The following is a 21,585-nucleotide window of genomic DNA, read 5'->3' as shown; positions in this document are numbered from 1 at the left end:
GGGTCCAGTGGCTGCCCGATCGTGACAGTTCCAGCTAGTGACATGAAGCGATTCAATCCGTAGGGTGCTGAATATGGATATGCACACTGTCGTGGTGGGGACGTCCGGTACCACCGCCGAGGACGTCATCGCCGTTGCCCGCGGCAACGCACGGGTCGAGCTGTCCGGCGAGGCGCTCGACGCACTCGCCCGCGCCCGCGAGATCGTCGACGCGCTGGCCGCCAAGCCCGAACCCGTCTACGGGGTGTCCACCGGGTTCGGCGCCCTCGCCTCCCGACACATCAGTCCCGAGCTGCGCGCCCAGCTCCAGCGCAACATCGTCCGCTCGCACGCCGCCGGCATGGGTCCGCGCGTCGAGCGCGAGGTGGTCCGCGCGCTGATGTTCCTCCGGCTCAAGACCGTCGCCTCCGGCCACACCGGGGTGCGCCCCTCCGTGGCGCAGACCATGGCCGCCGTGCTGAACGCCGGGATCACCCCGGTCGTCCACGAGTACGGCTCCCTCGGCTGCTCCGGCGACCTCGCGCCGCTGTCCCACTGCGCGCTCGCGCTGATGGGCGAGGGCGACGCCGAGGGCCCGGACGGCACCGTCCGCCCCGCCGCCGAGCTGCTCGCCGAGTACGGCATCGAGCCCGTCGAACTCCGCGAGAAGGAAGGCCTCGCCCTCCTCAACGGAACCGACGGCATGCTCGGCATGCTGATCATGGCCCTCGCCGACCTCGACAGGCTCTACAAGTCCGCCGACATCACCGCGGCCCTCACCCTGGAGGCGCTGCTCGGCACCGAGAAGGTCCTCCAGCCCGAGCTGCACGCCATCCGCCCGCACCCCGGCCAGGGCGCCTCCGCCGCCAACATGGCCGCCGTACTGAAGGGCTCCGGCCTGACCGGGCATTTCCAGGAGGAGTCCGCGCCGCGCGTGCAGGACGCCTACTCCGTGCGCTGCGCCCCGCAGGTCGCCGGCGCGGGCCGCGACACCATGGCGCACGCCGCCCTGGTCGCCTCCCGCGAGCTGGCCTCCGCCGTCGACAACCCGGTGGTGCTGCCCGACGGCCGCGTGGAGTCCAACGGCAACTTCCACGGCGCCCCGGTCGCCTACGTGCTGGACTTCCTCGCCATCGCCGCCGCCGACCTCGGCTCCATCGCCGAGCGGCGCACCGACCGGCTGCTCGACAAGAACCGCTCGCACGGCCTGCCGGCCTTCCTGGCGGACGACGCCGGCGTGGACTCCGGTCTGATGATCGCCCAGTACACGCAGGCCGCCCTGGTCAGCGAGATGAAGCGGCTCGCGGTGCCGGCCTCGGCCGACTCGATCCCCTCCTCCGCCATGCAGGAGGACCACGTCTCGATGGGCTGGTCGGCCGCGCGCAAGCTGCGTACCGCGGTCGACAACCTGACGCGGATCATCGCCATCGAGCTGTACGCGGCCACCCGCGCCATCGAGCTGCGCCACGGGCTGACGGCGGCCCCGGCCAGCCTTGCCGCGATCGCCGCCGCCCGCGCGGCGGGCGTGCAGGGGCCCGGGCCGGACCGCTTCCTCGCCCCCGACCTGGCAGCCGCCGACGCCTTCGTCCGCACGGGCGGGCTGCTCGCCGCGGTGGAGCCGGTGACGGGTCCGCTCGCCTGACGGCGGCCACCGCACGACACGCCGAAGGGCTGCCCCGGGAAGACCCCGGGGCAGCCCTTCGGCGTCGTACGCGTCCGCGGAGGTCCTGCGCGGAGGTGTTCCTACGACCTGGGGGAGCGGCGCACGGAGAAGGCCACGAAGGCGGCCCCCACGCCGAGGCAGAAGGTGCCGCCGAGGAGGTACGGGGCGGTGTCGACGGAACCGGTGTCGGCGAGCGAGAGGGACGGCGCCCCCGCACCCGAAGCGGAAGGCGCGGAGCTGGTGATCGTGCCGGTGGTCGAGGTCCCGCCGGCCGGCTCCGCGGTGTTCGCGCCCGCGGGCACGGCGGAGGTGCTCCCCGCCGCTTCCGGTGCGGTCGCGCCCGCCGAGGGCACGAACCACAGGGCGGCGAGGAGGGTGGTCGCTCCGAGAGCGGTGAGCATCGGTCGGCGTGCGGACACGGTGCGATCCCCCTTGTGGCAGCAGCGAATTGGCCGTGTGCGCCGATGCTACGGAAAGGGGCGGGTCGTGGGAAAGTCAGGGCTTCCCCGGGCTTACTCTCCGTCGTATGAACTCTTCTGAGACATCACGGTATGTACGACTTCGGGTGGATCTGGTGCTTGAGGTGCCGGACGCCCAGGCGCTCACCGGCGCCGCGCTCGCCCACATCAAGGCCGACGAGTTCATGCCGGACGAGGAACGCAGCCATGCGGAAGCCGCCGTCCGGGAAGACGAGTCGGAAGCCCTCGCCTACCTCGTCGACCCCACTGACCTGGTCCTGGACATCCCCGGGGTCGAGCTGGCGCAGGCGTCCTGGAGCAGCGAGCCCGTCGAATACGACCCCGAGTCGTTGGAGTGGGACCTCGACGAGGAAGATGGGGACTTCGACGAAGAACCCGACAACGCCTGACCGTGCGGTGGCCCACATCCCAACGGAATGTGGAACCGGCCGGCGCCGTTAACGCGTTGTCAGGACCGGGCAGGGGGGTGCGCCCCCTGCCGGGCCAACCCCGTGACGGATGTCCCGGGGTTACCGGCAACGATGGAGTGGCGTGTGAGGACGGACAGCAAGCGGCGGAGAAGGTCCCTGGCGGCCATATCCGTCGTGCTCGGCGGCGTACTGGTGCTCTCGGCGTGCAACGACGGGGACAGCGGGGGCGGGGACCCGAAGGGCAGCGGGGAGGCCAGCAAGTCCCAGGCGGACGTGGACGCGGCAGCGGCCAAGGACACCTCGAAGGCCAAGATCACGATCACGCCGGAGGACGGCGCGACCAACGTCGGCCTCAACGACGCGGCGAAGGTCACCGTCGCCGACGGCACGCTCACGCAGGTCGAGCTGAAGACGAGCGAGGGCACGGCGGTGGCCGGCGACATGGCCGCCGACGGCAAGAGCTGGAAGCCCAAGGCGGCGCTGAAGCGCTCCACCAAGTACGCCCTGTCGGCGACGGCCAAGGACGCGGACGGCAAGGAGGCGCACGAGAACGCCTCCTTCACCACCGTCTCCCCCGAGAACAGCTTCGTGGCCAACTTCGTGCCGGAGGAAGGCCAGACCGTCGGCGTCGGCATGCCGGTCTCGATCACCTTCAACAAGGCGATCAAGGACAAGAAGGCCGTCCAGGCGGGTATCACCGTCTCCTCCAGCAGCGGCCAGGAAGTCGTCGGCCACTGGTTCAGCGCCCAGCGCCTGGACTTCCGCCCCGAGCAGTACTGGCAGGCGGGCTCCACCGTCACGCTGAAGCTGGCGCTGGAGGGCGTCCAGGGCGCTCCCGGCGTCCAGGGCGTCCAGAGCAAGACCGTCACCTTCAAGATCGGCCGCAGCCAGGTCTCCACGGTTGACGCCAAGACGAAGAAGATGACGGTCACCCGGGACGGCGCGGTCATCCGGACCATCCCGATCTCCGCGGGCGCCCCGGCCAACCCGACCTACAACGGCCAGATGGTGATCTCCGAGAAGTTCAAGGAGACCCGGATGAACGGTGCCACCGTCGGCTTCACCGACGCCGACGGCAAGGGCGAGTACGACATCAAGGACGTGCCGCACGCCATGCGTCTGTCGACCTCCGGGACCTTCCTCCACGGCAACTACTGGGGCGCGGACTCGATCTTCGGCAGCGTCAACACCAGCCACGGCTGCGTGGGCCTGAACGACGTCAAGGGCGCCGGCGACCCGAACCAGCCGGCCGCCTGGTTCTACGACAACTCGCTCATCGGTGACGTCGTCACGGTGGTCAACTCCCCGGACAAGACGATCAAGCCGGACAACGGCCTCAACGGCTGGAACATGAGCTGGGCCGACTGGAAGGCCGGCTCGGCCGCCTGACGCAGGGCGCGCCCCGCCGCCTCCGGGCATGCGGCGCCTCCGGGCACTCGGCTCGCACGAGCAGGACGGCTCGCGCCACCGGGACGGCGGGGAACCCCCACGGGTTCCCCGCCGTCCGCCGTTTCCGGGGCACGGACGGCGGTGGCGCCGTCGCCGCACCCGTTGACCGAAAACCCGCGGGCGGCGCGTCCGGGCGCGCTCTAGGGTCGGGCCCATGATGATCCATTCTCTCGCCCTGCCCCCGTCCGACACCGAGGTGGACGCCTGGCTGACGGTCCTGGCCTCCGCCGCGGCCGTCGACCTGCCGCAACTGCCCCCGCCCTCCCGCGTGGAGATCGCCGGGCGGCTGTGCGTGAGGCCGGCCCGCGGCCGGCCGGTGCTGTGGACGGCCGGCGACGGCGAGGGCGTGGCGGCCCTGCTGCTGTTCACCGAGGAGGGCAACGAGCGCACCGCGTTCCTGGACGCGCTGACGGTGCGCCCCGCGGCGCGGCGCCGCGGCATCGGCACCGCCCTGTGGGAGCAAGTCCGCGAGGAACTGCTCGCGGACGGTCGTACCTCGGTCGCGGCCATGCTGGACCTCGGCGGGCCCGGCCAGGCCTTCGCGGAGGCGATGGGCTTCGAGAACGTCCTGCCGATGGCCTGGTACGTACAGGACATCCCGAACGGCACGGCGACGGACGGCAGGGCGGCGGACGGCACGGCAGCCGCTCCGGCGGCCACCCCGGCGGACGGGCCCGTCCACGACCCTGCCGTCCCCGGATACGAGCTCCTGACCTGGTACGGCCTCGTCCCCGACGCCTGGGCGCCGGCCGCGGCGGCGGCCCACGCGGCCATGGAGGACGCCCCGACCGGCGACATGGACGAGCGGATCCAGACCTGGACGGCCCAGCGGCTGCACACCCTCCAGCAACTGGTCCTGGACCGGGGCGGAGAGATGATCACGGTCGCGGCGGTGACCCCCGGGGGCGAGGTGGCGGCGTACACCGAGATCGTCCTGCCGGATCCCGCGGGTACCAGCGCCCTCCAGTACGACACGGTGGTCGTACCCGCCCACCGCGGGCACGGCCTCGGGCGCGCCGTGAAACGGCACATGGCAGCGCGGGCCGCGGCCCGCCACCCGCAACTGCGCCGCATCGCCACCACGGTGGCCGACGAGAACGTCCCCATGCGGGCGGTGAACGAGGCCCTCGGCTACCGGCGCGAACGCGGCGCCGGCGTCTTCCAGATCACTCTCTAGACGGCCCGGGCGACAGGCCGCCACCGCAGGTCAGCCGGTCGGCTGCGCGGTCTGCTCCGCCGTCCGCGCAGCCGACCGCTCCGCGGCCCGCTGCGCGTCCCACGACGCCAGCAGGCGCAGTGCGTCCTCGGAGGCCGAGCCCGGCTCCGCATGGAAGGTCACCAGGGCCTGCGTCGGATCGTCGGGAAGCGTCAGCGTCTCGAAGGACAGGCGCATCTCCCCCACCAGCGGGTGACGCAGCAGCTTCACGCCGTGCGTCTTGTCCGCCACCGTGTGCGCCGCCCAGAGCCGTCGGAACTCCTCGTTCTTCACGGACAGCTCGCCGACCAGCGCCGACAACTGCTCGTCGTCCGGGTGCTGGCCCGCGTACAGCCGCAGGTTGCTGACGACCCAGCAGGCCTGGCACTCCCACTCCCCGTACAGCTCCGCGGTCGCCGGGTCCAGGAACATCAGCCGGACCAGGTTCCGCTCCGCGGCCGGAAGCGCCCCGAAGTCCCCGAAGACCGCGGCCGCCAGCCGGTTCCAGCCGATGACGTCCTGGCGGTGCCCCACGAGATAGGCCGGTACGCCGTCCATCGCGTCCATCAGCGTGCGCAGCGCCGGACGCACCTGCTGCGGCCTTCGGCTCTGGCGGCGCCTGCGGGCCCTGGGCCGCGCCAGGTCCATCAGGTGCGCCCGCTCCGTCCCGTCCAGGCGCAGGGCCCGCGCGATGGCCTCCAGCACCTCCGTCGAGACGTTGACCCCGTCGCGCTGCTCCAGCCGCGTGTAGTACGCGACCGACACCCCCGCCAGCTGCGCCAGCTCCTCACGCCGCAGCCCCGGCACGCGCCGCCGGCGCCCGTAGTCCGTCAGGCCCACGTCCTCCGGGCGCAGCCGGGCGCGGCGGGAGCGGAGGAACTCGCCCAGGCAGGCTCGCTGATCAAGCTGGTCCATGCCGCCCAGTATCTCCGGGCGGCCCACCGCCCGGACGGTCCGAGCCTGACCCCAGCAGTAGTAGGTTCGCCAGTCGTACGAAGCGCAGGGGCCTGGGTACCGGCGGCACGGACCGGCAGCGTGGTGCGCACCGCGACACCACCGCCTCAAGGAGCCCCATGTCCGCCACCGCCACCACCGCCGCCGGCACCGCGCACACCCCGGTCACCCGGGTCGCCGCGTACGCCGCCCCCGCCCCCGGCGACCCGCTGGAGCGCACCACCGTGCCGCGCCGTCCCGTCGGGCCGCACGACGTCCTCATCGACATCATGTACGCGGGCATCTGCCACTCCGACATCCACCAGGTGCGTGACGGATGGGGCGAGGGCATCTACCCCATGGTCCCCGGACACGAGATCGCCGGAGTCGTCGCCCAGGTCGGCACGGAAGTGACCCGGTTCGCCGTCGGCGACCGGGTGGGCGTCGGCTGCATGGTCGACTCCTGCCGCGTGTGCGAGCACTGCCGCAGTGGCCGGGAGCAGTACTGCACACAGGGCATGACCGGCACGTACAACGCCCTCGGCCGGGACGGCGAGCCCACCTACGGCGGCTACTCGACCCACCTCGTCGTCGACGAGAACTACACCGTCCGCATCCCCGACGGCCTCGCCCTGGACGAGGCGGCCCCGCTGCTGTGCGCGGGCATCACCCTCTACTCGCCGCTGCGGCACTGGCAGGCGGGCCCGGGCAAGAAGGTCGCGGTCGTCGGTCTCGGCGGCCTCGGCCACATGGGGGTGAAGATGGCGCACGCGCTGGGCGCGGAGGTCACCGTGCTGTCGCAGACCCTCCGCAAGGAGGCCGACGGCCGGCGGCTGGGCGCCACCCACTTCCACGCCACCAGCGACGAATCCACCTTCGAGAAGCTCGCCGGGACCTTCGACCTGATCCTGTCCACCGTCTCCGCCCCGCTGGCCCTGGACGCCTACCTGGGCCTGCTGAAGGTGGACGGCGCCCTGGTCAACGTGGGCGCCCCGGAGGAGCCGGTCTCCCTCAACCTCTTCTCCCTCATCGGCGGCCGTAGGACCCTCGCCGGATCGATGATCGGCGGAATCGCCGAGACCCAGGAGATGCTGGACTTCTGCGCCGAGCACCGGCTGGGCGCGGAGATCGAGCTGATCGACGCCGCCCGCATCAACGAGGCCTACGCCCGCGTCATGGCGAGCGACGTCCGCTACCGCTTCGTGATCGACGCCTCCACGATCTGACGGGGCGCCGGCCCCGGCTGCGCGCCCCGGCCGTCGCCGCCGGCGAAGAGCCCGTCGAGGACGGTGCCGGGGCGGGGCAGGGGGCCGCTCACCCCCCGGGCGCCGGGGCCACGCCGATCGGGCAGGACACGCCCGTGCCGGGCAGGGCAGGTCGGGAGCAGCACGGTTCGGCGAGCACGCCGCGAGGGCGACGGAGTGGAAGACAGTGCCTTTCAGGCAGTGGCCGAGGGATATGTCTCCTCCCCACGTCAGCCGCTCGACGGCAGACTTCACAAGGAGAACCAGCCTGTTCACCTCCCGATCCTGCTCCGAGGCGGAGCGGGGTGCGAACTCTGCGAGCTGGAGTTCCAGCCACTCGCCGGCCTCCTTGGGCTCCTCCCCGGCCGCCCTGATCAGCGAAGGCGGTTTCATGAGCCTGTGCGCCGTCTGGATCGGAGGCAGGTCGGCAGTCGGGAACGCGGCCACGTGAAGGCAGGGCCGTCAGTTCAGGCGGAGAGGTCGAAGAGGGTGGGGTCGATGCCCGCCGCGTCCAGCTCGGCCGTGGTGAAGCACAGCGGTTCGGCGTCTGGACGCTTGCTGTCGCCCGTCGCCCGTCGCCCATGCGTCCGGCCCGATCTTCGCGAGGGTCAGGCACGCCTCGCCGTCCGGGTGGGTGCTGCCTCCGCACGCCTTGCTGAAGTGGGCTCCGGTCAGGTCGAGTCCGTACAGGTCGGTCATCTTGTCGTCCTGGATTCAGATGGGAAGGGCACCGCTGTCCCGCTCGGGGAGTGTCCGGGTGCCTCGCAGCGCCTCTGCGATCTGCTCGACGTGAGCAGCGGGGATCGAGCCCAGGTGCACGAGCGGCTCGCCTCGGGGAGTCACCTGTGGGCGTATCGCCGCGTACGCGCTCTCCGGCAGGCCCAGGGAGGCGAGCACCTCCCGCATGGCACCGGAGGCGCTCAGAGCCGCTGTACGTCCGTCCCTCCAGGTCTGCATGTCCACTACCGCCCCGCAGAGTGCTTCATGGGGTGTGCGGCCAGCTCGACGTTGCAGTCCGAGACGGCGGACAGGTCCCCGGCGCCGTACGCCGCTGTGCGTTGCTTCGCAAGGGCAGCGCAGACCCCGCAACCCGGCGCAGGTGCAGGCGGTGTGCGGGGGAGGGACAGTTGAACCGGTGGGTCCATCGTGCTGCTGGGGCTGCTCACTGGGATTCCCTCCCTCGGGTGTCGGCACCGCTGATGCTTCACTCGCTGAGCAGCTCCTTCCAGGACCTTTCCTGTTGGGGCAAGAATCCGTCCCGGATGCCCTCGATCAGGGCTCTCATGGCATCGCCGTAGACCGCCACGGCGGCGAACCGTATGAAGGTGTCGAGGTAGACCTGTACGTCCTTCGGGTCGTGGGTGGTGACCTCGGAGTGGAACGTCTCCACGATGACGAGACGGTCGTCGTGGAGGCTGAAGCAGGTCATGGGGAAGTCGGGCATCCGGCGGTCGGACGGGACGACACCCAGCGAGACGTTGGGCAGACGAGACACGGATACGAGCCGGTCGAGCTGGAGTGCCATGACCACGGGCTCGCTGATGCGCCATCGCAGTACGTGTTCGCAGATAACGAAGCGGAATGACCTGCCCGGTTCGTACAGGACGGATTGGCGTTCGAGACGGGCAGCCACGGTCTTGGTCCTCGTCTCCTCCGGCAGGGACGGCGGCAGGGAGAAGACGGCGTAGGCGTACTCGGGCGTCTGGAGGAGCCCGGGAATGAGCTGCCCCTGAAAGAGCCTGAGTGTGGTGGTGCCTGCCTCGATGGCCCGGATGGTCTTCTGGTGCTTCCAAGGGCCCAAGCGGCGCAGCAGGCGCCATGCGGTGGCTTCGGTGGCCTCAGCGCGGGCGGCTGCCAGGAACTCTTCCTTGACTTCCTCGCTCACGCCTATGGCAGTGAGGACCAGGTCCACGTCCTGGACGGTTGGTCGTACCTTGCCCGTCTCGATCTTCGAGAGCTTCCCGGCCGACATGGAAGCCCTGCGGGCCACCGAATCACCCGTGAGTCCGGATGCGTCGCGCAGCGCCCGCAGGGCTTTCCCGATCGAGTCGGCGGTCAGCGGTGTCGCTCCGGGTACTCCGTGAACGGCACAGCTTCGGCCCAGGCGCGGTCTCGGTAGTCCTGATACTCGGCAAGGCAGTGGGCAGGAAGCAGTTCGGCGCCGGTGAACGCACCTTCGGGCGTGTAGTGCATCCGGTATACGTCCTGGTCGTCGAACAACCAGAAGTCGTGATCGGGCAGGCCGGTCACGGCTTGCTCTGACAGGTCGATGATTCCGATGGTCTCGCCGGCCGCGATGTTGCCCGGATAGGCGGCCAGTTCGTACCGCAGGTAGTCGGTCAGCGGAGACCGAAGGATGTGGACGCGTGAGACCTGCTTTCCCTTGTCGGTCATCGACCGTACCCATGGGTTGTCGTCCCAAGTGGGGCCCATGTCTCCGCCTGCCAGGAAGCGTTCGAACTCCTCACGCTCCTCCTCCACGCTGTAGACGGCGAGGGTCTCCAGCCGGAAGGCGGTCCGTTCGAAGGTCTCGAAGAGCCGGCCGAACTCCTCACCGCTGAGCACGGAAGTACTCCTCCAGCACCGCGGCCGGGACTATGACGGCGGTTTCCCCCTCGGGCAGGTCCAGCTGCGCCAGCCGGCCCGGGTCGGTGATGACGTAGCCCTGCACTACGTAGTCCTTGGCGTCCTCGGTACCCCACAGCGTCGGGCACGTTCCGTTCCTGCACTCCGGGTCACCGGAAAGCTTCCGCAGCATCCTTGCCCCCCACACGTCGGCGTACGCCCTGTTGCGTTCGATGCTCCCGAGCTGGTTGTGGTGGGGTCAAGTACTGATCCTTTCCAGAACGGGAAAGCAGCTCTCGGTTGGAATCGAGGATGCGCTGGGATGCACGCGGCGGCTACAACGGCAGCATGACCGTCTTCCTGTGTGCCAAGTGCGGCGGCAGTCTTACGCCAGACCTGACGCCGCTGCCGGCCGTTCCCTCGGTGCCCGACGACGAAGAACGGGACAAGGAGAGTCGGCGGGCGCCAGCCACGCTGCCGCAGGGGCACTATGCGATCGAGACCGAACCGTGGGGCGCACCGTACGTGCCGCATCCGGACCAGGAAGACGGCGGGCCTGCGCAGCCGCGTGGATTCCGGCGGAGTGACGAAGGGGTACTCGTGATCTCTGCCGGGCCGCGCGACGACATCGTGATCCACCCCGATGACGCGCCCGACATACAGCCGTTGCCGGACTGGGAGAACAGCAGCGGATGCTGCGGACCGTCCGGAGACAGCGGACTCAACCGTGCCTGTCCTTGCGGAGCCCCGGTGGCCACTCTCGCCGCAGACTGTTGGGGCCCCTACGAGCTCCATCTGGACGCGAAGCGGGTCTACGGCTACGACCCGTCCTGAGATCAGTACCCCGACGGGTGCGTGGACAGCCAGGCGGAGTGCTGGCCGCGCAGGCGGTCCCGTTCCTCGGAGGTAGGGAGGATGATATCCGCGCCGCCGTCGTACGGGTGGTGGATGCGGGTGAGGTCCGGGTCTGTCACGAAGATGCCGGGCAGCGTGTCGTCCGCGACGGCGCGCAGGAGCGGGTCGAGACAGCCGCGCTGCCAGGGGCGGCGGTCGGCGTAGAAGTACCAGCGCGTGTGAAAGGCCGGATCCGGGTCGTCGGTGTCGTCCAGGGCCGTCCACAGCGTGCCCTCCGGGTGGAGGGCAACACGGTGGGCCGAGTGGTCCGTCGGCTCGGACGGGTCGGCCCAGTCTGTGGTCACCACGTATGCCTCACCGCCCGTGAAGAGCTCGTCGAGGACCGTGTTGTACCGGTCGAGGAGGACGGCGTACTCCGCTTCGTCCTCCGCGTAGCGTTTCGACCCCGGCAGGCTGTGGAAGCGGACCCAGCGATCCGGGTACACCGTTTTCAACTCCCACGGCAGCATCGGCCCGGCAGGCCGGTGAGCCTGCCAGAGCCGGGTCAGCCGCTCGTGCGCCGGGTCGGGGAGCAGGGGGCCGCTCACTCCCCGGGCGCCGGGGCCACGCCGATCGGGCAGGACACGCCCGTGCCGCCGATGCCGCAGTATCCGCCCGGGTTCTTGTCGAGGTACTGCTGGTGGTGTGCCTCGGCCGGCCAGAAGGGGCGCTCCGCCGCCGGGAGGACGGCCGTGGTGATGTCGCCGTAGCCCGAGGAGCCCAGGACCTGCTGGTAGGCCTCGCGGGAGGCCTCCGCCGTGGCCTGCTGGGCGGGGGAGTGGGTGTAGACCGCCGAGCGGTACTGGGTGCCGACGTCGTTGCCCTGGCGGAAGCCCTGGGTCGGGTCGTGGGACTCCCAGAAGTGCTTCAGCAGGGCCGCGTAGGAGACCTCCGCGGGATCGAAGACGACCCGGACGACCTCCGTGTGGCCGGTCAGGCCCGAGCACACCTCCTCGTACGTCGGATTCTCGGTGAAGCCGCCCTGGTAGCCGGCCACTGTGGTCCACACCCCGGGGGTCTGCCAGAACGTGCGCTCGGCCCCCCAGAAGCAGCCCAGCCCGAAGTCGGCGACCTCCAGGTGGGCCGGATACGGTCCGGCCAGTGGGTTGCCCAGCACGGTGTGCTTCTCGGGAAGGGCGAACAGCGGCTCCGGGCGGCCCGTCAGGGCCTCCTCGCGGGTGGGGAGCTCGGGCGTGCGGCGGTACGAGAACATGGATTCCCTCCTTGTGCGAGGGACAACGCACGGAGGGCGGGCCGGGATTCCCCGACCCGCCCCCATGGCTCACAGGCCCGGCGTCACCACGCCCACCGCCCAGTCGCGGGCGTACAGGTACCGGCTCTTCGGCGATCCGGCATAGCTCCACGGCAGGGCGCCGATGTAGCCGTCGATGTGCCGGAACTGCTCCACGGCCTGCTCGTCGCGGTCCTGCCAGAACAGCAGGTAGGCCAACAGGTGCCGCATGTGCGCCGCCCCGGGGTGGTCGTCGCCGGCCGCCGCCAGGTCCAGGAGGGCCGCGTCCACGGCGGCGACGATCTCCGGCTCCTTGAAGTACGTCTCGGCCGCCAGGTCGTCCTCGTACGTCTCCTGCTCGAAGTACGCGATCAGCGGCAGCAGCGACAGCAGGTCGCCGGGTTCACCGACGGCTGCGGACGCCCGCGCGTGGGCGAGCGCCAGCTCGTGCGAGCCGCGCCACTTCCGGCACCAGTACTGCAGGCCGGCGATGTGCGACCACAACACCTTCGGGTCGCGTTCGACGACCTTCGCCCACAGCTCCCGGTAGCGCTCGTGGGAGTAGCCCAGCCCCTGGCCGATGGGCTGTTCCACGATGTACGGGGTGGGGTCCGCCGGGTCCGCCAGGCGCTGGGCCTCGTGGGCGGCCTCCTGGGCCTTGACCAGGAGCTCGCGGAAGAGCCGGAACTGCTCCTGTGTGGTTCGGCTGCCGGACTGGCTGCCGCGCACGTTCCACGCCACCATGATCGCGGCGTCGGCGTTGACGAGGGCAGCCGTCGGGTCGGACGGACGGGCCGCGCGCCATGCCAGCAGCCAAGCGTCGTCGTCCGCGGCGGCCGCCTCGGCCAGCGGGCGGACCCGTTCCATCCGCTCGTGCCAGTCCGTGCCCGCCGCCTCCACGTAGGCCGCCGCCGCTTCCCAGTCGCCCGCCGCAACGGCCTGCAGGACCGCAGTCCGCTCGGGCGGCACCGGCGCCGGGTTCTCGGTGTCGAGGTCCTCCTCCGCCACGAAGCCGAGCGCGACGACCGCCGCGGCCTTGTCCGCCTTCAGACCGGCCTCGACTGCCTCCGTACCGGCGTCCAGCGTGGCGATCTCCGCCTCCAGCCGCTTCGCCTTGCGGATGTAGTAGACGCCGCGCAGGAACTTGAAGGCGCCGAACAGCAGCACGGCGCCGAGGATGTACAGGCCGATCACGGGGCAAGCACCAGCTTTCGCAGGGGTTCGGTGTCGGGCTGGTCGGCGACGACCGCGTCGAGGGCCAGCCGGAGCTGCTCCTCGAAGCCCTCGGTCGGGTAGCGCAGGGTGGCCGAGTCGGACCAGGACAGCTGCCAGCGGGCGGCGCCGCGGCCCGTCAGCTCTACGGTGACCAGCTGGTTCAGGGCCCGCCGCACGACCGGGCGGGCGAACTCGCGGGCCGTGCGGCCCGTGGCGGCCGCGGCCTCCTCCGACTTCGGGAAGCGGTCGGCGACCCGCCAGCGGACCGCCGGGTCGGCGTCGACCGCGTCGAGCAGAGCGGACAGCCCGGGACCGGCGCCCTCGGCGGCGAAGGCCTCGCGGATCTCCTCCGCGCCCTCGCCGACGTACCGCGTCATCGACTCGTGGACCAGGTCCTCCCAGTCCACCCGCTTGAGCGCGAGGGCCTCCGGGGTGAGGACGACCTGCTCCAGCGCGGCCAGCGAGGCGCCTGCGTCGGACAGCAGCTCCAGGGCGGGACGGGCGCCCTGCCCGCCGCGGCCGTCGTCGGGCAGGGCTTCGATACGGGCGACGCGCTCGGCGAGCGGGGGGTGCGAGTCGTACGGGGAGGCGGGCTCGGTCGACAGGTCCCGGCGCAGGTCGTCCAGGTCCTCCGTACGGGCGTCGAGCAGCTTGCGCAGGCCGCCGAAGACCTCGCCGGGGCGGGGCAGCAGGCCGGCGCCGACGCCGAGGGTGGCGTACGAGCTCATGTAGAAGCCGTGCGCCGAGTCCAGGACGTTGATCTCGCGCAGCGCGGAGGCGGCGGAGTCGCGGCCGGCGACGCGCACCGAGGCGAGGTCGGCGGCGAGCTCCTGGCGGCGGCCGGCAGCGCGGGTGGCGCGCAGGTAGAAGGAGCCGTACGCCGTGTAGATCTTGGCCATGGCGCGGTACGTCGCGCCCTCTCCGGAGGTGTCGACGCCCTTGGCGCCCTTGCCCTTGGCGATCCGCTTCTCGTCCCGCTTCTCCTGGCGGGCCCGCTCCTTGGCGACCTTGTTGTCGGCGCGCTCGTGGAAGTGGCCGATCGTACGGATCAGCTGGGCGCGGCCCCGGGCGATCAGCGGGGTGAGGCGGGTGTCGAAGTTGGCGTAGTGGCCCATCTCGTGGGCGAGCACGGCGCGCAGCTGCATCTCGTCCAGGCCCGTCATCAGGGGCAGGCCGAGGTAGAGGCGACGGGTGCCGGGGCGCAGGCCCAGCAGGCGGGCGTCCTCGGCGACGGCCGCGTTCACCTCGTCGATCAGCACGATCTCGTCGGGGGCGCGGGTGCCGACCTGCTGCGCGATCTCGCGCACGGTCCGCCACAGGACGGGCTCCTGCGCCTCGGTGACGGTGATGCCGGCCGGCGGGTCGCCCTTGGGGGTGCGGAGCATGAACAGGCCGCGGACGATCGGGACGGCGAGGACGACCGACACGATCACGATCTTGAAGGCGGCCGGGCCGTGCAGCCAGGTGACGACGGCGAAGTCGAGGCCTGCGAGCGCGGCGAGCAGGAAGACGCCGAGCAGGTAGAAGCCTGCGAGCAGGACGAGCGCGCGAACGGCGCGCAAAGAAGCGCCCATATGGACAGATCCCCCCACGGGATGAAAGCGGTGCCGAGACGCGCGGCGGGGGGTGGCCGCCGCCCCGCACGATGCGGCTCAGAGAATGGTGACGGCAACTTTATGCACCGCTCATCGCCGCTGGTCGTGGGGGGTACCCGCCGGTAGTGGGCGGTGGGTGGCGTTGCTGCTTGCGCGGGACCGGCCCCCGGCGCGGCCGGCGCGCCGGGGGTGTCCACCGCTACTGGGGGAGGGTGGCGGGGGAGCCGCCGTTGGCCTCGTAGCCGGCCACCGCCAGGGCCCGGTACAGGGCGTATTGCGCCGCCGGATCCTCCGCCGCCGACCACGGCAGCGCGCCGACGTATCCGTCCACGTGGCGGACCTGCTCCATCGCCTCCGCCCACCGCTCCATGTTGACCAGGAACAGCAGCAGCAGGTGTCGTACGTGCGCCAGCATCGGGTCGTCCTGCCGGGCCGTGTGCACGGCGTACAGCGCACCCTCCACCGCCCGCGTGACGGCCTCGCTGCGGTAGAAACCGCTGCTCAGGATCACCTCCGGCAGGTTCTCGTACAGAGCGAACAGCGGCAGCGCCGCCAGCAGGGAGCCCTGCGGCGCGCGCGCGGCGGCCGCGTGCGAGAAGGCATCGGCCTTCTCCCGCGAGCCGTGCCACTTCGCGCACCAGTAGTGCAGCGCCGCCAGGTGCGCGCCCATGTGCTCCGGCGCCCGGTCGATGACCTTCGCCCACAGCTCGTCGAACTCCGCCTCCGGGTACGCCAGGCCGCGGGCGATCGCCAGCTCCGTGATGTACGGGACCGGGTCGCCCGGAGCCAGCAGCGCGGACTTGCGGCAGGCCTCCCGGGCCTCCTCCAGGATGATCCGGTGGTCGTCGGAGCCGACCCCGCCCGAGTGCCGCCACGCCTGCTGCACCAGCAGTTCCGCGTGCACCTGCGCGCCGCCCGCGTCCTTGTCCGCCTCCAGCCGCCACGCCTTCAGCCACTGGGCGCCCGCACCCGGCTGCGCCGCCAGCTCCAGCGCCGCCGCGCCGCCGAAGGCCTGCACGCGCTGCCAGCGCCGCTCGCCCTCCCGCGGTGTCCCGGCCAGCAGCTGCGAGGCCGCCTGCCACTGCCCGGTGCGCCGCACGTTGTCGAGGGCGTCCATCAGGTCCTGGTCCGGCCCGGGGATGCGGATGTCGAGGTCTTCCTGCCGCTCGAATCCGTAGTTCGCCGGGTCGGCCGCGTCGGGGCTGCCGGGCGCGACCAGGCGGATGCCGCCGCGCCGGCGCCGGACGTACGGGCCCACGACGAACAGGATCATGAGCACCGCGAACAGGAACCACAGAATCTCCATGCCTCCAGCGAACCAGACCGGAGGGCCGACAGGCGAACAGGGGGGTGCACGCCGAGCCTGGGCATAGCATCTGAGCATGAGCGACGACAGCCACGAGCACCAGAGCTTCGAGACCCGCGCGATCCACGCGGGCAACACCGCCGACCCGCAGACCGGCGCGGTCGTGCCCCCGATCTACCAGGTCTCCACCTACAAGCAGGACGGCGTCGGCGGCCTGCGGGGCGGTTACGAGTACAGCCGCAGCGCCAACCCGACGCGGACCGCGCTGGAGGAGAACCTCGCGGCGCTGGAGGGCGGCCGCCGCGGCCTCGCCTTCGCGTCCGGACTGGCCGCCGAGGACTGCCTGCTGCGCACGCTGCTCTCGCCGGGCGACCACGTGGTCATCCCGAACGACGCCTACGGCGGCACCTTCCGCCTCTTTGCGAAGGTCGTCTCCCGCTGGGGCGTGGAGTGGTCGGTGGCCGACACCTCCGACGCCGACTCCGTCCGCGCGGCCCTCACCCCGAAGACGAAGGTCATCTGGGTCGAGACCCCCTCCAACCCGCTGCTCGGCATCACCGACATCGCCGTCGTCGCCGACATCGCGCGGACCGCGGGTGCCAAGCTGGTCGTGGACAACACCTTCGCCTCGCCGTACCTGCAGCAGCCGCTGGCACTGGGCGCGGACGTGGTCGTGCACTCGCTGACCAAGTACATGGGCGGGCACTCCGACGTGGTCGGCGGCGCGCTCGTCACCGCCGACGAGGCGCTGGGCGAGGAACTGGCCTACCACCAGAACGCGATGGGCGCGGTGGCCGGGCCGTTCGACTCGTGGGTGGTGCTGCGCGGCATCAAGACCCTGGCCGTGCGCATGGACCGGCACGCGGAGAACGCCGCCAAGATCGTCGAGGTGCTCACGCGCCACCCGAAGGTCACCAAGGTGCTCTACCCGGGCCTGCCCGAGCACCCGGGGCACGAAATCGCCGCCAAGCAGATGCGCAACTTCGGCGGCATGGTGTCCTTCCAGGTGGCCGGCGGCGAGGAGGAGGCCGTCGCGGTCTGCGGCCGCACCAAGGTCTTCACGCTGGCCGAGTCCCTGGGCGGCGTCGAGTCCCTCATCGAGCACCCGGGCCGCATGACGCACGCGTCGGTGGCCGGTTCGGCGCTGGAGGTTCCGGCGGACCTGATCCGTGTCTCGGTGGGCATCGAGAACGCGGACGACCTGATCGCGGACCTGACCCAGGCCCTGGGCTGACCCCCGCGGGCCCCGCCGGACCCGGCCCGAACCCGGCGGGGTCCGGCACCGGGCCCTGCTGCGCCGGGCCCGGGCCGCGCACGGGCCGGCGCACGGGACTGCCCCCGGCCGGCCGCCCGCGGGCTACCAGCCTTCCAGGGGTGGCGAGATGCCGGTCGGCGGGCCCGCCCAGGGCCGGGCCAGGGAGGCCCAGACCACGAAGGCCACCGCGGCCGCGAACAGCACCGCCCAGCCGAACCTGCGCAGCGCCCGGCGCCGGCGCAGGAGCCGGTCCCCGCGGGCCGCCGCACCGGCGGCCAGGCCCGTCGGCACCACCGGGTACGGGCCTTCCAGCAGCTGCTTGACCTGGGCTTCCTTGCGGTCCGGGATCCCGCTCACGCCGCCTCCCGCGCCCGCAGCAGGGACACGGCCCGGTTGCAGAGCACGCGGACCCGCTCCACCGGCATCCCGAGCTGCGCCGCCGTGACCTCCTCCGCGAGCCCCTCGTAGAGCCGCAGCACGAGCACGAGCCGCTCGTTCGGGCTCAGCCGCGCCAGCACCCCCGCCCCGCCGTGGTGGCGCCAGCCGGTCCGGGCGAAGGCCGCGCACAGCTCGTGCCGGGTGAAGTCGTACGGGTCGTCCGCGCGCAACCGCCGCCAGTGCGCGTACGTGCGCGCCAACGCACCCCCCAGCAGTCCGCGGGCCGCATCCGGGTCTCCGGTCAGCAGCACCGCGACGTGCAGGAGCCGCCCCGCCGCACCCGCGACGAAGGCCTCGAACTCTCCGTAGGAGCCCGCCGGTTGATCAACCACCCGCATATGCACATAGTGCGGCCGGTGGCACCGGTCAGGTCAAGAGGACGGACGGACTCCGCTCAGGAGGCGGGACCGGCTTCGGCCACGGCCGCCATCAGCTCCGACAGCGACAGGTTGAAGCGCGTCAGCAGCCCGGTGAAGGACTCGCGCTCGTCCTCGCTCCAGCCGTCCGTCACCCGGGCCATGAGTTCGCGCCGCGAGGAACGTACCTCCTCCAGCCGCGCCAGCCCCCGCGGGGACAGCGCGAGGACCACGGCCCGCCCGTCCTCGGGGTGAGAGGTCCGCTTGACCAGACCGCTGTCGACCAGCGGCGCGACCTGCCGGGTCACCGTGGAGGAGTCGATGCCCATCCCTCCGGCGAGCGCCTTCACGCCCATCGGGCCCTCCAGGTCGAGCCGGTTGAGCAGCAGGTAGGCGGCGCGGTCCATCGAGTTGCGGGCCTGGCCCACCCCTCCCAGACGGGTCTGCTCGGCGCGCCGGGCGAAGACCGCCACCTGGTGCTGGAGCGCGTCGAGGAGACCGGCTCCGGCGGGCGCTTCGGTCTGCACGGGCAGATCGGAATTGGCCGGGGAGGAAGGCATGGCCATGGGCTCTCTTCGCGTGGGTCCGACAGGGATGGGGGACAGAGTACGCGGCCCTGCGGCGGCTCGTACGCCGCGTACGAGAACTGGTGCGGCCCACGGGGACACCCGTCCCGCGGGTGTTCCGGTTGGCGAGATCTCGACCCTGATCCCAGACCTGCCCCGGACCCCCGCGGCACGCGCCCCGGCCCCTCCCGCAGCCCCGCCGGACGCTCCGCGCCCGGCCGCGTCCGGGCTGCGAGACTGGCGGCATGAACTACCGCGTGCCCCAGCCCGTTCCCCAGGTCATCCTCGACGACGTCCGGGGGGCTCAGAAGATGCTGTCCGGCGTCTCCCGGGTCACGCCGATGGAAGGCAGCCGGCACCTGTCCGCACTCACCGGCTCGCCCGTCCACTTCAAGTGCGAGAACCTCCAGCGCACCGGATCCTTCAAGCTCCGCGGAGCCTACGTGCGCATCGCGGGTCTGCGTCCCGAGCAGCGGGCCGCCGGCGTCGTGGCCGCCAGCGCCGGCAACCACGCCCAGGGCGTGGCACTGGCCTCCTCGCTCCTCGGCGTCCGCTCCACCGTCTTCATGCCGGTCGGGGCGCCGCTGCCGAAGGTCGCCGCGACCCAGGAGTACGGGGCCGACGTACGGATGCACGGCCAGGTCGTCGACGAGACCCTGGCCGCGGCCCAGGACTACGCCGACCGCACGGGCGCCGTGTTCATCCACCCCTTCGACCACCGCGACATCATCGCCGGCCAGGGCACGGTCGGACTGGAGATCCTGGAACAGTGCCCGGAGGTGCGCACCATCCTCGTCGGCATCGGAGGCGGCGGGCTGGCCGCCGGAGTGGCCGTCGCCGTGAAGGCACTGCGGCCCGACGTGCGGGTCGTCGGGGTGCAGGCGGCCGGCGCGGCCGCCTACCCGCCCTCCCTCAAGGCCGGCCACCCGGTCTCGATCGACCACCCGAACACGATGGCCGACGGCATCAAGGTGGGCCGCCCCGGCGACGTCCCGTTCAGGATCATCGGCGAGCTCCTCGACGACGTGCGCACGGTGTCCGAGGACGCCCTCTCCAGTGCCCTGCTGCTGTGCCTGGAACGGGCGAAACTCGTCGTCGAGCCGGCCGGGTGCAGCACGGTCGCGGCCCTGCTCAGCGAGCCCGAGCGGTACGGGGCGGGCCCGGTGGTGGCCGTACTGTCCGGAGGCAACGTCGATCCGCTGCTGCTCCAGCGGATCCTGCGGCACGGCATGGCGGCCGCGGGCCGGTACCTGTCCCTGCGGTTGCGCGTGGCGGACCGGCCGGGTGCGCTGGCCGGTCTCCTGGGCGTGCTGTCCGTGGTCGACGCGAACGTGCTGGACGTGAGCCACGTACGGACCGACCCGCGGCTCGGGCTCACGGAGGTGGAGGTGGAACTTCACCTGGAGACCAAGGGACCGGAGCACTGCGCTGAGGTCGCGCGGACGCTGCACGGCGCGGGGTACAAGGTGATGGGCTGACCGACCGGGGGCGAACGGCGGCCGCGCAGGACCTGCCGTACGCGCAGGACCTGCCGTACAACAGGACCCCGGTACGGAGGATGCCCCGGCCGGAGAACCGGACGGGGCATCACATGCGGACCGAAGGCGATCGGGGGTGATCAGCCGGTGAAGGGCTTGACGTCCAGGATCTTGACCGAGGCCTTCTTGCCGTTCGGCAGCTCGTACTCGGCGTCCTCGCCGATCGCCTTGCCGAGCACGCCGGTGCCCAGCGGCGACTGCGGGGAATACGTCTCGAAGTCCCCGGAGGCGTACTCGCGCGACGCCAGGAGGAACTCCATGGTGTCGTCCTCGTCGCCGTCGAAGGCGATCTTCACGAGCGTGCCCGGCGCCACCACGCCGTCGGACGCGGGCGCGGTGCCGACCTTGGCGTTCTCCAGCAGCTGCGTGAGCTGACGGACCCGGAGCTCCTGCTTGCCCTGCTCCTCCTTGGCCGCGTGGTAACCGCCGTTCTCGCGCAGGTCGCCCTCCTCGCGGGCGGCTGCGATCTTCGCGGCGATCTCCGTGCGGGCGGGACCAGAGAGGTAGTCCAGCTCCGCCTTCAGCTGGTCGTACGCCGCCTGGGTCAGCCAGGTGACGCTCTCGCTCGTCTGGGTCACGGGTGCTCCTCGTCGGTACAGGGGACTACACGCCCGCCAGCGGCGGACGAAACCACGAGCCTAACAATTCGGGAAGAAAAGGGGGAGGACCCCAGAGGGCCATTGCCCCGCCGACGGCACTCCCATGCCTGGGGGCAGCGCCCGGAGGGACGCCTCCGGGGAGCGCCGCGGGCCGAGCGCCCCGACTCCGACCCCCGCGGCGTATCCGCCGGAGTGTCCCGGCCGGGCGTCTCAGCCCGCGGCCCCGGCGGGCTGGCAGCCGATCAACTCGATCATGGTGGCCCGTCCCGTGGTCTTCACCGAGACGACCTCGTCGACCCGCGACGCGTGCTGGGCGAAGGTGAAGTCGGCGCGGCCCACCTCGGCGTGCTGCTCGTCCTGCGAGACCATGGTGCACACTCCGGTGACCGAGGCGTCCTTGCGGACCTCCAGGTGCACCTTCACCTCGGTGTCCGAGATCACCTGGAACTTGATCACCTCGGCGCTCACGCTCCGGCCCGCGACGTAGTCCCAGCCGATCCAGCCGATCAGGCCCAGCAGCAGGGCCCCCGACACCGCTCCGATGATCTTGAGCTTCCGGTCGGTACGCTCGTCCGCCGACCGGCCGTAGCGGCCCTCGGGCAGTCCCTCGCGCACCGCGCTCATGATCTTCGTCCTCTCGCTGGGGAGGGTGGGGCATCCCCGGAATTTTCCGTC

24 protein-coding genes and 1 pseudogene are annotated in these 21,585 nt (G+C 71.8%); 8 read left to right on the top strand and 17 right to left on the bottom strand.

Features of this window, described 5'->3' with window-relative positions; genetic code table 11:
* The first annotated feature begins 79 nt into the window (after window positions 1-79).
* Window positions 80-1,621, top strand: a complete 1,542-nt coding sequence (gene hutH, locus AW27_RS12085) for a histidine ammonia-lyase (protein WP_037919230.1) — start codon at window positions 80-82, stop codon at window positions 1,619-1,621.
* A gap of 101 nt (window positions 1,622-1,722) precedes the next feature.
* On the opposite strand, the gene AW27_RS12080 is transcribed toward hutH, so the two are convergent.
* Window positions 1,723-2,043, bottom strand: a complete 321-nt coding sequence (locus AW27_RS12080; RefSeq protein WP_037919232.1) for a hypothetical protein — start codon at window positions 2,041-2,043, stop codon at window positions 1,723-1,725.
* 173 nt (window positions 2,044-2,216) lie between these two features.
* On the opposite strand from AW27_RS12080, the gene AW27_RS12075 reads away from it, so the two are divergent.
* From AW27_RS12075 to AW27_RS12065, 3 genes are all read left to right on the top strand, one after another.
* Window positions 2,217-2,510 carry a hypothetical protein gene (locus AW27_RS12075; protein WP_030964547.1) on the top strand — a complete coding sequence of 98 codons (294 nt, stop codon included), beginning with the start codon at window positions 2,217-2,219 and terminating at the stop codon, window positions 2,508-2,510.
* A 132-nt stretch (window positions 2,511-2,642) separates the two neighbouring features.
* Window positions 2,643-3,920, top strand: a complete 1,278-nt coding sequence (locus AW27_RS12070) for a L,D-transpeptidase (protein WP_037919233.1) — start codon at window positions 2,643-2,645, stop codon at window positions 3,918-3,920.
* A gap of 214 nt (window positions 3,921-4,134) precedes the next feature.
* Window positions 4,135-5,157: a GNAT family N-acetyltransferase gene (locus AW27_RS12065; RefSeq protein ID WP_052030288.1), complete on the top strand. Its 1,023-nt coding sequence runs from the start codon at window positions 4,135-4,137 to the stop codon at window positions 5,155-5,157.
* 30 nt (window positions 5,158-5,187) lie between these two features.
* Here the strand turns inward: AW27_RS12065 and AW27_RS12060 are convergent, their stop codons facing one another.
* Entirely contained in the window at window positions 5,188-6,090 is a 903-nt protein-coding gene (locus tag AW27_RS12060) for a helix-turn-helix transcriptional regulator (RefSeq protein ID WP_052030289.1), read from the bottom strand.
* 158 nt (window positions 6,091-6,248) lie between these two features.
* On the opposite strand from AW27_RS12060, the gene AW27_RS12055 reads away from it, so the two are divergent.
* Window positions 6,249-7,334, top strand: coding sequence for an NAD(P)-dependent alcohol dehydrogenase (locus AW27_RS12055; protein ID WP_052030290.1), 1,086 nt, complete (start codon window positions 6,249-6,251; stop codon window positions 7,332-7,334).
* Window positions 7,335-7,819: 485 nt separating this feature from the next.
* On the opposite strand, the pseudogene AW27_RS12050 reads toward AW27_RS12055, so the two are convergent.
* The 5 genes and pseudogenes from AW27_RS12050 to AW27_RS12030 form a co-directional block, all read right to left on the bottom strand.
* Window positions 7,820-8,051, bottom strand: a pseudogene (locus AW27_RS12050) (DUF397 domain-containing protein).
* Window positions 8,052-8,066: 15 nt separating this feature from the next.
* Window positions 8,067-8,309, bottom strand: a complete 243-nt coding sequence (locus AW27_RS12045) for a hypothetical protein (protein WP_236647556.1) — start codon at window positions 8,307-8,309, stop codon at window positions 8,067-8,069.
* A gap of 247 nt (window positions 8,310-8,556) precedes the next feature.
* On the bottom strand, window positions 8,557-9,384 hold the full coding sequence (locus AW27_RS12040; protein ID WP_269084507.1) for a helix-turn-helix domain-containing protein: 828 nt from the start codon (window positions 9,382-9,384) through the stop codon (window positions 8,557-8,559).
* Window positions 9,385-9,407: 23 nt separating this feature from the next.
* Window positions 9,408-9,917, bottom strand: a complete 510-nt coding sequence (locus AW27_RS12035; RefSeq protein ID WP_037919237.1) for a DUF6879 family protein — start codon at window positions 9,915-9,917, stop codon at window positions 9,408-9,410.
* Window positions 9,904-10,110 (bottom strand): hypothetical protein, encoded by a 207-nt coding sequence (locus AW27_RS12030; RefSeq protein WP_037919239.1) that lies wholly within the window; start codon window positions 10,108-10,110, stop codon window positions 9,904-9,906. Before AW27_RS12030 ends, AW27_RS12035 begins: the two co-directional genes overlap by 14 nt.
* A gap of 155 nt (window positions 10,111-10,265) precedes the next feature.
* On the opposite strand from AW27_RS12030, the gene AW27_RS12025 reads away from it, so the two are divergent.
* The gene (locus tag AW27_RS12025; RefSeq protein ID WP_037919950.1) at window positions 10,266-10,751 is read left to right on the top strand and encodes a hypothetical protein; all 486 of its coding nucleotides are present in this window, start codon (window positions 10,266-10,268) and stop codon (window positions 10,749-10,751) included.
* A gap of 2 nt (window positions 10,752-10,753) precedes the next feature.
* On the opposite strand, the gene AW27_RS12020 is transcribed toward AW27_RS12025, so the two are convergent.
* From AW27_RS12020 to AW27_RS12000, 5 genes are all read right to left on the bottom strand, one after another.
* Window positions 10,754-11,359, bottom strand: a complete 606-nt coding sequence (locus tag AW27_RS12020) for a DUF3885 domain-containing protein (protein ID WP_236647558.1) — start codon at window positions 11,357-11,359, stop codon at window positions 10,754-10,756.
* On the bottom strand, window positions 11,356-12,024 hold the full coding sequence (msrA, locus tag AW27_RS12015; RefSeq protein ID WP_037919244.1) for a peptide-methionine (S)-S-oxide reductase MsrA: 669 nt from the start codon (window positions 12,022-12,024) through the stop codon (window positions 11,356-11,358). The genes AW27_RS12020 and msrA overlap by 4 nt, the downstream gene beginning before the upstream one ends.
* Window positions 12,025-12,093: 69 nt before the next feature.
* The gene (locus AW27_RS12010) at window positions 12,094-13,236 is read right to left on the bottom strand and encodes a hypothetical protein (RefSeq protein WP_052030292.1); all 1,143 of its coding nucleotides are present in this window, start codon (window positions 13,234-13,236) and stop codon (window positions 12,094-12,096) included.
* Entirely contained in the window at window positions 13,233-14,831 is a 1,599-nt protein-coding gene (locus AW27_RS12005; RefSeq protein ID WP_037919246.1) for a M48 family metallopeptidase, read from the bottom strand. Before AW27_RS12005 ends, AW27_RS12010 begins: the two co-directional genes overlap by 4 nt.
* Window positions 14,832-15,051: 220 nt before the next feature.
* Window positions 15,052-16,158 (bottom strand): hypothetical protein, encoded by a 1,107-nt coding sequence (locus AW27_RS12000; RefSeq protein ID WP_037919249.1) that lies wholly within the window; start codon window positions 16,156-16,158, stop codon window positions 15,052-15,054.
* 76 nt (window positions 16,159-16,234) lie between these two features.
* On the opposite strand from AW27_RS12000, the gene AW27_RS11995 reads away from it, so the two are divergent.
* Entirely contained in the window at window positions 16,235-17,392 is a 1,158-nt protein-coding gene (locus tag AW27_RS11995) for a cystathionine gamma-synthase (protein ID WP_037919254.1), read from the top strand.
* Window positions 17,393-17,515: 123 nt separating this feature from the next.
* Here the strand turns inward: AW27_RS11995 and AW27_RS11990 are convergent, their stop codons facing one another.
* From AW27_RS11990 to AW27_RS11980, 3 genes are read right to left on the bottom strand one after another with little or no spacing between them, the layout of a single operon-like run.
* Window positions 17,516-17,770 carry a hypothetical protein gene (locus tag AW27_RS11990; protein ID WP_037919255.1) on the bottom strand — a complete coding sequence of 85 codons (255 nt, stop codon included), beginning with the start codon at window positions 17,768-17,770 and terminating at the stop codon, window positions 17,516-17,518.
* Complete coding sequence (locus AW27_RS11985) at window positions 17,767-18,189, bottom strand: sigma factor-like helix-turn-helix DNA-binding protein (protein WP_370466476.1); 423 nt, start codon at window positions 18,187-18,189, stop codon at window positions 17,767-17,769. The genes AW27_RS11990 and AW27_RS11985 overlap by 4 nt, the downstream gene beginning before the upstream one ends.
* Before the next feature lie 56 nt (window positions 18,190-18,245).
* A complete protein-coding gene (locus AW27_RS11980; RefSeq protein ID WP_052030326.1) occupies window positions 18,246-18,767 on the bottom strand; it encodes a MarR family winged helix-turn-helix transcriptional regulator in 522 nt (173 codons plus the stop codon).
* A gap of 251 nt (window positions 18,768-19,018) precedes the next feature.
* Between AW27_RS11980 and ilvA the strand changes: the two genes are divergently transcribed.
* Window positions 19,019-20,251, top strand: a complete 1,233-nt coding sequence (ilvA, locus tag AW27_RS11975; protein ID WP_037919256.1) for a threonine ammonia-lyase — start codon at window positions 19,019-19,021, stop codon at window positions 20,249-20,251.
* Between the two features lie 140 nt (window positions 20,252-20,391).
* On the opposite strand, the gene greA is transcribed toward ilvA, so the two are convergent.
* Entirely contained in the window at window positions 20,392-20,889 is a 498-nt protein-coding gene (gene greA, locus AW27_RS11970; RefSeq protein ID WP_037919257.1) for a transcription elongation factor GreA, read from the bottom strand.
* Between the two features lie 231 nt (window positions 20,890-21,120).
* Window positions 21,121-21,534 (bottom strand): DUF4307 domain-containing protein, encoded by a 414-nt coding sequence (locus tag AW27_RS11965; RefSeq protein WP_037919260.1) that lies wholly within the window; start codon window positions 21,532-21,534, stop codon window positions 21,121-21,123.
* Between the last annotated feature and the right edge of the window lie 51 nt (window positions 21,535-21,585).

The organism is Streptomyces sp. PCS3-D2 (assembly GCF_000612545.2).
Taxonomy (GTDB): domain Bacteria; phylum Actinomycetota; class Actinomycetes; order Streptomycetales; family Streptomycetaceae; genus Streptomyces.
The sequence above is the reverse complement of the archived record's forward strand: the minus strand, read 5'-3'. Positions and strand labels throughout refer to the sequence as shown.